This window comes from Methylobacillus sp. MM3, from assembly GCF_001645185.1.
Classification (GTDB): Bacteria; Pseudomonadota; Gammaproteobacteria; order Burkholderiales; family Methylophilaceae; genus MM2.
The window spans coordinates 42,922-52,548 of the sequence record NZ_LXTQ01000002.1; the positions used below are offsets into that span (position 1 = coordinate 42,922).

9 protein-coding genes are annotated in these 9,627 nt (G+C 56.9%); 8 read left to right on the forward strand and 1 reads right to left on the reverse strand.

Annotated elements, in window-relative coordinates:
* Positions 1-33: 33 nt before the first annotated feature.
* From pseB to pseI, 8 genes are all read left to right on the forward strand, one after another.
* Positions 34-1,032 carry a UDP-N-acetylglucosamine 4,6-dehydratase (inverting) gene (gene pseB, locus A7976_RS04120; RefSeq protein WP_067107589.1) on the forward strand — a complete coding sequence of 333 codons (999 nt, stop codon included), beginning with the start codon at positions 34-36 and terminating at the stop codon, positions 1,030-1,032.
* Positions 1,029-2,186, forward strand: coding sequence for a UDP-4-amino-4,6-dideoxy-N-acetyl-beta-L-altrosamine transaminase (pseC, locus tag A7976_RS04125; protein WP_067107561.1), 1,158 nt, complete (start codon positions 1,029-1,031; stop codon positions 2,184-2,186). Before pseB ends, pseC begins: the two co-directional genes overlap by 4 nt.
* On the forward strand, positions 2,183-2,821 hold the full coding sequence (locus tag A7976_RS04130; RefSeq protein WP_067107564.1) for a class I SAM-dependent methyltransferase: 639 nt from the start codon (positions 2,183-2,185) through the stop codon (positions 2,819-2,821). The genes pseC and A7976_RS04130 overlap by 4 nt, the downstream gene beginning before the upstream one ends.
* Positions 2,794-3,687: an aldo/keto reductase gene (locus A7976_RS04135; RefSeq protein ID WP_205633449.1), complete on the forward strand. Its 894-nt coding sequence runs from the start codon at positions 2,794-2,796 to the stop codon at positions 3,685-3,687. The genes A7976_RS04130 and A7976_RS04135 overlap by 28 nt, the downstream gene beginning before the upstream one ends.
* On the forward strand, positions 3,684-5,711 hold the full coding sequence (locus A7976_RS04140) for an aminotransferase class III-fold pyridoxal phosphate-dependent enzyme (RefSeq protein ID WP_067107569.1): 2,028 nt from the start codon (positions 3,684-3,686) through the stop codon (positions 5,709-5,711). The genes A7976_RS04135 and A7976_RS04140 overlap by 4 nt, the downstream gene beginning before the upstream one ends.
* Positions 5,712-5,722: 11 nt before the next feature.
* Complete coding sequence (gene pseG, locus A7976_RS04145; RefSeq protein ID WP_067107571.1) at positions 5,723-7,237, forward strand: UDP-2,4-diacetamido-2,4,6-trideoxy-beta-L-altropyranose hydrolase; 1,515 nt, start codon at positions 5,723-5,725, stop codon at positions 7,235-7,237.
* Positions 7,238-7,301: 64 nt separating this feature from the next.
* A complete protein-coding gene (locus A7976_RS04150; RefSeq protein WP_067107574.1) occupies positions 7,302-8,204 on the forward strand; it encodes a class I SAM-dependent methyltransferase in 903 nt (300 codons plus the stop codon).
* Between the two features lie 22 nt (positions 8,205-8,226).
* Entirely contained in the window at positions 8,227-9,294 is a 1,068-nt protein-coding gene (gene pseI / locus A7976_RS04155) for a pseudaminic acid synthase (RefSeq protein ID WP_067107577.1), read from the forward strand.
* Here the strand turns inward: pseI and A7976_RS14700 are convergent.
* Positions 9,260-9,627 (reverse strand): glycosyltransferase (locus tag A7976_RS14700; protein WP_165601716.1); only part of this gene is annotated, 368 nt, incomplete at its 5' end. The genes pseI and A7976_RS14700 overlap by 35 nt on opposite strands.

A 9,627-nucleotide genomic window follows, 5' to 3' on the forward strand; every position in this document is an offset into this window, starting at 1 on the left:
TGGTTCAAATCTAGGGAATGGCAGGGAAATCAAGTGTTTAATGACAAAGCGATTCTGATTACTGGAGGTACTGGATCGTTTGGCAAGGCTTTTGTGCGTGTTTTGCTCTCCGAATATAAGCCCCGTCGAGTGGTCGTATACTCCCGTGATGAATTGAAGCAATACGAAATGGCCCAGGAGTTCGACGATGAGATCATGCGCTATTTCATCGGCGACGTGCGAGACCTGTCTAGGCTCAGACAGGCCATGGAAGGGATCGACTACGTGGTTCATGCGGCGGCTCTGAAGCACGTGCCGGCCGCGGAATATAACCCGATGGAATGCATCAAGACCAATGTCCATGGTGCCGAAAACGTAATCACGGCCGCCATTAAGTCCGGTGTGGAAAAGGTGATCGCCCTCTCCACGGATAAGGCGGCTAGCCCCATCAACCTCTATGGCGCGACCAAACTGGCCTCAGACAAACTATTTGTTGCTGCTAACAACATCGTGGGGCGCCGGCGCACCCGCTTCAGCGTGGTGCGCTATGGTAATGTAGTTGGTTCGCGCGGTTCGGTGGTCCCCTACTTTCGTAAGCTCCTAGCTCAGGGTGCCAGCAACCTACCCATCACTGACGTCCGCATGACGCGTTTCTGGATCACGCTGCCGCAAGGGGTGGATTTTGTGCGAAACAGCTTCGCGCGCATGCATGGGGGCGAGATTTTTGTCCCAAAGATACCCTCCGCACGCATTACAGATCTAGCGGAGGCCATTGCGCCTGGGCTACCTCACCGCGTCATTGGCGTACGCCCCGGCGAGAAACTGCATGAGTTGATGGTGGCGGCCGACGATGCACATCTGACTTTGGAATTCGACAACCATTACGTTATCAGGCCGACTATCAATTTCAACTCGTATGTGGATTTTAACCAGAGCATGCTTGGCGAGCCCGGCAGGCCGGTAGGCCCTGGCTTTGAATACAGTTCAGGGACCAATCCCCACTTTCTGACGGTGCCGGAACTCGAAGCCCTGACCGACAACTGCGCCAGATGATTCCTTACGCCAGGCAGAACATCACTCAGGAAGATATCGACGCGGTAGTGGCAGTGCTTCATTCTGACTGGCTTACGCAAGGGCCGGCTATTGAGCGGTTCGAACGGGCGGTGGCGGACTATTGCGGGGTACGCTATGCCGTGGCGACATGCAATGCAACGGCGGCCTTGCACCTGGGATGCCTCGCCCTCGGCTTGGGGGGGGGCGATACGGGCTGGACATCGCCGATCACTTTCGTTGCATCCGCAAACTGTCTGCGATATTGCGGAGCGAAGGTTGATTTTGTCGATATCGATTCGGAAACCTGGAATCTCGATGCTGACGAGCTTGCGCGCAAGCTCGAGCAAGCGGCCCAGCATGGCAAGATTCCCAAGGTCGTGATCCCCGTGCATTTCGGTGGGCAGCCGTGCGACATGGAGCGCATTCGGGAACTGTCGTGGCAGTACGGGTTCGCCGTCATCGAAGATGCGGCTCATGCCATTGGCGCAAGCTACCGTTGTGCGCCAATCGGCAGCTGTGAGTATTCGGACCTCACGGTATTCAGCTTCCATCCCGTCAAGATCATCACGACGGGGGAGGGGGGGATGCTGCTTACGAATCGGCAGGACCTCTACGAAAAGCTCGTCCTGCTGCGGTCTCACGGCATTACCCGTGATGCTGACAGGATGACGGAGCCATCACACGGCCCCTGGTACTACCAGCAGCTGGAATTGGGCTACAACTACCGCATGACCGACCTGCAGGCAGCTCTGGGGCTCTGTCAGCTGACCCGTATCGATGACTTCATCGTACGCCGCAACGAGCTCGCCGCACGCTACGAGAGCCTGCTGGAAGGCCTGCCGCTGACCTTGCCCGTTGTCAAGGAAGACCGGAGGTCGTCCTGGCATCTTTATGTCGTGCGGCTTGATCCCGCACACGCCCGCATTGGACGGTGCGAAGTATTTGAAAATCTACGGAGAGCGGGCATCGGCGTCAATCTGCACTATATCCCTGTCCACACTCATCCTTACTATCGGCGCATGGGCTTCAAGCCTGGCGACTTCCCAGAGGCGGAAAGGTATTATGCCGAGGCGATCACCCTGCCCCTGTACCCAGATCTGACGGAAAGCATGCAGGATCGTGTGGCAGAGGCGCTCAAGGGAATTTTGGCATGAAGCAAAAGGAAATATTCAAGAAGTCAGAGGGGGATGCGTGGTTTCGACGGAATCAGGCGGTGCTGGCTGAGCGCGACTGGTCCCGCGATCCCATCTGTTTGCAGGTGGCTGAGCTGGTCGAAACCGGAAAGACTGCCAAAGTGTTGGAAATCGGTTGCGGAGACGGCTCACGCCTCACGCACTTGCGGGATCGCCTGAACTGCGAGGTAGCAGGGATCGACCCTTCGAGTGAAGCCATTTCTGTTGCCACAAGCAAAGGACTGAGCGCGAACGTGGGGACTGCGGACAGTCTTCCCTATGCTGGGGGTGTATTCGACATCGTCATCTTCGGATTCTGTCTGTACCTGTGTGACGACAATGATTTATTCCGCATTGCCTGCGAGGCTGACCGCGTGCTGTCGGAAAACGGCTGGCTGCTGCTGCTGGATTTCGAAGCCAAGGCGCCGACGTATCGGTCATACCACCATCGTGAAGGCATCAGGTCGCGCAAAATGGATTATAAGCAAATGTTCCTGTGGCACCCGGCTTACACTCTCTCGGGTTATAGGAAATTTCATCATGAGACATTGCAGTGGACTGACGAGCGTGATGAGTGGGTGAGCCTGTCATGCATGAGGAAGTCGATTCGGACATGACGTCCAGGTTGGCTCTGGGTACGGCCCAGTTGGGTCTCCGCTACGGTGTGGCTAACACCGTCGGCCAGGTGCCACGGCATGCCGCCTATTCCATACTGGAGCGAGCCGCACAAGCCGGCATCGATACGCTGGACACGGCAATTGCCTATGGTGACAGCGAGGCCTGTCTGGGCGAGTACGGTGTTGCTGATTGGCATGTCATCACCAAGTTGCCGGCGCTGCCGAATACGCTAGCCAATGTCGAGACCTGGGTGGAAAGCCAGGTGGTCTGTTCTCTGGAGCGATTGCGCATACCGAGGCTTGGCGCTTTGTTGCTGCATCGTCCGATGGATCTGCTGGGAGAGCGAGGTCCACAACTGCTCCAGGCCTTGCATTCCCTGCGGCAGGGGGGCTTGTTCGAAGCCATCGGCGTATCGATTTATGCTCCTGATGAGCTGGATCGTTTGTGGAAGGTGTTCAGGCCGGATCTGGTTCAGGTGCCCTTGAACGTGCTGGATCGTCGTTTGATCCATACCGGCTGGCTCGATCGTCTGCATAAGGTAGGGGTGCGTGTCCATATCCGATCCGTATTCCTGCAGGGGCTGCTGCTTATGTCCGCACAATCGCGCCCCGACTACTTCCAACCCTGGCGGGAACTGCTGGACGCTTGGTCAGCATGGTGTTGCGAACATCGCTGTTCCGCGCTTCGGTCGGCATTGGGCTTCGCTCTGGCACAAAAGGGCGTGGAGCGTGTCATCGTTGGCGTCGACTCCATCAGCCAGCTTGAAGATATCCTCGAAGCCAGTGCCCAGCCACCGTTGCCTCTGCCTGATCTATACTCCGACAACCTGAAACTACTCGAACCCTCGCGTTGGATGCTGAAATGAAAACCGTCGCCATAGTACAAGCCCGCATGGGCTCAACCCGTCTGCCCAACAAGGTCATGAAACCCATGACGGACGTGCCCATGATCGAGTTGCTGCTCTCGCGGCTCAAGCAGGCCAGGGAGATCGACCAGGTCGTCGTGGCAACCTCGCACGCCGCGGAAAATGCGCCGCTGGTGGAACATGTCAGGAAACTCGGCATTGCCATAGAGCAAGGGAGCGAGAACGATGTGCTGGACCGTTTCCTGCAGGCCGCCAAGGCGCATCATGCGGATGCCATCGTCCGCATTACGGGCGATTGTCCGCTCGTCGATCCGGGGCTGGTGGACGAGGCGGTACGGCGATTCAAGGCTGCCGGAGTGGATTATTTCAGCAATGTCAGCCCACCGACTTACCCGGATGGACTCGATATCGAGGTCTTCACGCGTGATGCGTTGGACCAGGCGAGCCGGGAGACCGACAAGCCCTTCGACCGCGAACACGTGACACCCTATCTGCGCACTTCTGGCAGCTTCAGGCAAGCGAATATGCAGCATTCCAACGATCTTTCTGCGCTGCGCTGGACGGTCGACGAAGCTGCCGACTTCGAGGTGATCGAGAAAGTCTTTCAACATTTCGCCCCGCACACGGATTTCGGCTGGCTGCAGGTGCTGGACCTGCAGCAGCGTGAGCCTGCGCTGTTCTCGGCCAACCAGAACCTGATGCGCAACGAAGGTGCCGTTTTGGGCACTGGGCAGAAACTGTGGAAGCGCGCCAAACAGGTGATCCCAGGCGGCAACATGCTGCTTTCCAAGCGGGCCGAGATGTTCCTGCCGGAACAATGGCCGGCCTATTTCAGCCGAGCCAAGGGCTGCAAGGTATGGGACATGGACGGCAACGAGTTCATCGACATGTCTATCATGGGCATAGGCACCAACATCCTGGGGTACGGCCACCCTGAAGTCGATGCGGCTGTAAGCAGGGCAGTCGGGGACGGCAACATGTCCACCCTCAATTGTCCGGAAGAAGTCTACTTGGCCGAGCGGCTAGTCGAGATTCACCCCTGGGCCGACATGGTTCGGTTGGCACGCACCGGCGGCGAGGCCAACGCCATCGCCATACGCATCGCCAGGGCGGCTTCGGGCAAGGACAAGGTCGCCATCTGCGGCTACCATGGCTGGCACGACTGGTATCTTTCAGCCAACCTTGGCGATGAAAAGAACCTGGCCGGACACCTGCTGCCGGGACTCGAGCCCAAGGGGGTACCGGAAAGCCTGCGCGGCACGGTATTCCCTTTCAACTACAACAATTTTGCCGAGTTGGAGGCGTTGGTCAGTGAGCATGACATCGGCGTGATCAAAATGGAAGTGTCGCGCAACAAGGGGCCGGAAGACGATTTTCTGCACAAGGTACGTAAGCTGGCCACGGATCGCAGCATAGTGCTGATCTTCGACGAGTGTACATCCGGATTCCGACAAACCTTCGGCGGCCTGCACAAAATGTATGGGGTGGAACCCGATATGGCCATGTTCGGCAAGGCACTCGGCAACGGCTACGCCATTACCGCTACCATCGGGCGGCGCGAGATCATGGAAGCGGCGCAATCCACTTTCATCAGCAGTACCTTCTGGACCGAGCGCATCGGGCCTACCGCCGCCCTGAAGACGCTCGAAGTGATGGGGCGCCTGCAGTCGTGGGAGACCATCACGCAGACCGGATACCGGATTCGCGAGGGATGGCAGGCCCTCGCCCAGCGGCACGGGCTTATGCTCGAGCATTGGGGCCTTCCCGCGCTTACCGGGTTCACCATCAAGAGCCCTGTTGCACTCGCCTACAAGACCCTGATCACGCAGGAAATGCTCGCCAAGGGCTATCTGGCAGGCAACAGCATCTATGCCTGCATCGAACACACGCCCGAGGTGGTAGCCGCTTATTTCGATGCGCTCGATCCCATCTTCGCTCTCATCAGGGAGTGCGAGGACGGCCGTGATGTGACGGGACTGCTCAAGGGGCCGGTCTGCCACAGCGGATTCAAGCGCCTCAATTGAGAAAACCGGTCATGCGAGTCGCCATCCGCGTCGATGCTTCCGTGCAGATTGGGACAGGCCATTTCATGCGCTGCCTGACCTTGGCGGATGCGCTCAAGGCGCGCGGCGCCGAAGTCTGCTTCGTGTCCCGGCATCTGCCAGACCATTTGCGCGCGATGCTCGACGCTAGGCCGCATGGCTTCAAACTGCTCGAAACGACAACGGAAGATGTCGAACTTGGGAAACTCGACCACTCGGCCTGGCTGGGAGTCAGTCAGGCCAGGGATGCGATGGATACCCTTGAGGCGCTATTTGGAGATGGTTGGGATTGGCTGGTCGTCGACCATTATGCGCTGGATATTCATTGGGAATCGGTGCTTCGTCCAGTGGTCGGGAGAATTTTCGTCATCGATGACATTGCGAATCGTCAGCATGATTGCGACCTACTGCTGGATCAGAATGTATATCCTGATAAGCAGTCGCGATACCTTGGCAAGGTGCCGGAGAAATGCCGTCAATTGCTTGGGCCGCGTTACGCACTGCTACGTGAAGAATTTAGTATCCTCCGTCAACACCTTTCCCTTCGCCAGGGACCTGTAAACAGACTGTTAGTATTCTTCGGCGGCATGGACGTAGATGACCATACCAGCCTTGCCTTGCAGACGTTGGCTAAAATCGGGCTGCCAGTCATGCGGGTGGATGTGGTGATCGGCATACAGCATCCGGCACGCGCCCAGATCGAGGCTATGTGCCTTGAGCATGGATACTGCTGTCATGTGCAGACGAATAGGATGGCGGAACTGATGGCATCGGCGGATCTGTCCATTGGGGCGGGGGGGGCGACGCTTTGGGAACTTTGCAGCCTTGGATTGCCCACCATCGCATTTGCCACGGCGGAAAACCAGTTGGATCAAATCCGAGGTGCCGCATCGGAAGGTCTGTTGTACGCGCCGGACAGTAAACCGGGATTCGCCCAGGCGATTGCGCTGCATTTGCCCGCGTTGCTGGATAACGGCGAGTTGCGGAGCCTCGTTTCTCGTAATGGTATGCAGGCCGTCGACGGCAAAGGCGCGCTTCGTGTGGCCAGCATGATGGGGTGTGCTGGCCTGGTACTCAGAATGGCTCGCCCAGAGGATTCCGAGGCTGTTTTTGCTTGGCGTAACCATCTTAGTATCAGGGAGGTTTCCCGCAGCCCCGCGCCAATACCATGGGACAATCATAAGGTATGGTTCTCGGAAGTGCTCAATAATCACAACAGATTGCTCTTGATCGCGGAAATGGATGCCGTGCCGGTCGGCGTCGTACGTTTCGATATCCAGGATGCCAAGGCAGAAATTTCGTTATACCTGGTACCTGGACAGCCAGGTGCGGCAAGCGGGCGCGACTTGCTGCAAAGCGCAGAAGCCTGGTTAGCTCGGAACCGCCTGGATGTGGAAATACTTCATGCCCACGTGATGGGTGCGAATGGACGTTCAGTCGGCTTGTTTCAAAGGGCGGGTTATGGGGTCGAGTCAATTTTCTATGTTAAGAAACTCAATCCGATATGAATCATGAATTCAAGATTGCTTATACGTCGATAAAATCTTCCGGGGCTTTCAGGATATAAAAACTATGGACAACTCATTTTTTGATTTCGCAGAAGCGCGTGCTGTATACCAGAAAGGAGAGAATGTAACTGAATTCCTGAGAAAACAAGCCGGAGTGGAGAAAAATACAACTAAAATCATAGAGATAGCCTATGACCTCCAAGCCGGGAGTTATATAACTCAAGTTGCTGGGAACCCAGGCTATTTCGAATCGTATACCACCGAGTTGTCCGAGATTCTAGACAGGTATCTTACAGCAGGAGATAGTATTCTGGACGTGGGCACAGGCGAACTCACAACGCTGACTGGTCTTGTCGACAAGGTCAGTATGGATATTTCCGAAATATATGCCTTCGATATCAGTTGGAGCCGAGTGGCTTATGGTGCGCGATTTGCCAAGTCCAGACTTAGGCCGGACATTTATGGAAGGCTTAGGTTGTTTACTGCGGATATCCACGCGATTCCTCTGATGGACAATTCCATTGACGTTGTGATCAGCAGCCATGCGTTGGAACCGAACGGCGGCAAGGAAACGGAATTGATGAAGGAGCTTATGCGGGTTGCGCGGAAGAAGCTGGTGCTGTTCGAGCCTAGTTTCGAAAACAATTCGCCGGAAGGTAAAGAGCGGATGTCCCGCCTTGGCTATATCCGCGGTCTTCCGGAAGCCATCAATGCAAGCGGCGGAAAACTGCTGGACTATGTAATGATCAAGTCGACAGGCAATCCTTTGAACCCGACGGCGGCTTACATCATCGACACGAACAAAAGGGATTTTGCCTGCCAGAAGGTCGCGGGGAGCCATATTCCGATCCGGGAACCAGTTCACGGCTGCTTCGGTTGTCAGACTGCTATTTCTCCCCACAACATGGATATGCCTATCCCATCATCGGGGGAATGCCGATCATGCGCTCCAGTGCGGCAGTTTTGACAACAGCGTTTGAAACGCTCGTATGGTAGCTTTGCCTATGGAGATCGCCGGCATTCCTATCGGCCCAGGCTACAAGCCTTTCGTGATTGCCGAAATGTCAGGTAATCATAACCAGTCGCTGGGGCGCGCCTTGCAGATTGTTGACGCCGCTGCCGATGCCGGGGTAAGTGCCCTCAAGCTACAGACCTACACGCCCGATACCATGACCATCGATCTGGATGAGCGCGAATTCCACATTGGCGATCCGGAAAGTCTGTGGAGCGGTACCTCGCTTTACAAGTTGTATGGCGAAGCCTGCACGCCGTGGGAGTGGCACGAGTCCATTTTCGCGCATGCCAGGACGCGCGGGCTGATCCCTTTCAGCACGCCGTTCGACGACACGGCGGTGGATTTTCTCGAAAGCCTGAACGTGTCTTGCTACAAGATCGCATCGTTCGAGAATACCGACTTGTCGCTGATTCGCCGCGTGGCGGCCACCGGCAAGCCGCTCATTATTTCCACGGGCATGGCAACCGTTGCCGAACTGGGTGAAACCGTGCAAGCAGCGCGCGAGGCGGGATGCAGGGATATGGTCCTGCTCAAGTGCACCAGCACCTATCCGGCTACCCCGGAAAACACTAATATCCTCACCATCCCGCACATGCGCGAGCTGTTCGGCTGCGAGGTCGGCCTCTCGGACCATACCATGGGGGTGGGGGTGGCCGTGGCCAGTGTGGCGCTTGGGGCGACGGTGATCGAAAAGCACTTCACCTTGAACCGGGCTGATGGCGGCGTGGATAGCGTCTTTTCCATGGAGCCTGATGAAATGGCTCAACTCGTGGCGGAAACGGAGCGTGCGTGGCAGGCACTGGGGCATGTCAGCTATGGTCCGACCGAGGCAGAAAAGAAATCCCTGCAGTTCCGGCGATCCCTCTACATTGTGCAGGACATGAAGGCGGGGGATATCCTCAGCCATGTGAACCTGCGCGCCATTCGGCCCGGCTTGGGTCTGCCCCCGAAGTACATGGAAGTGCTGGTTGGCAAGCGGGTGGCGCGGGACGTTGGGCGAGGCACGCCTATGGGGTGGCAACTGCTCGCAAGGGATGACTGACTGCCTGTAATAGCTTTTCCAGTTCCATCGCGCGGCCTCCCCAAGTCGGCACGGTTTTGTCGTCCCCAGACCTCGCCTCAGCCAAGACCGCTTTGATTTTGCTTGCCAGATCAGTATCGTTCTCTGGCGCGTAGGTCACGATGCCGCTGGGATCCTGCTCTCCTGCCAGTACGCCTACTCCCGCTGCGATTACCGGCAGCCCACATGCTTGCATTTCCAGTATCTTCTGCGGGTGACAGTAGCGGGCAAAGAGCGAATCCCGGTTGCAGACGACGCCGATGTCGAGCGCGCCGAACACATTGGGTACCTCGGTATGAGAGAGATTTCCCAGAT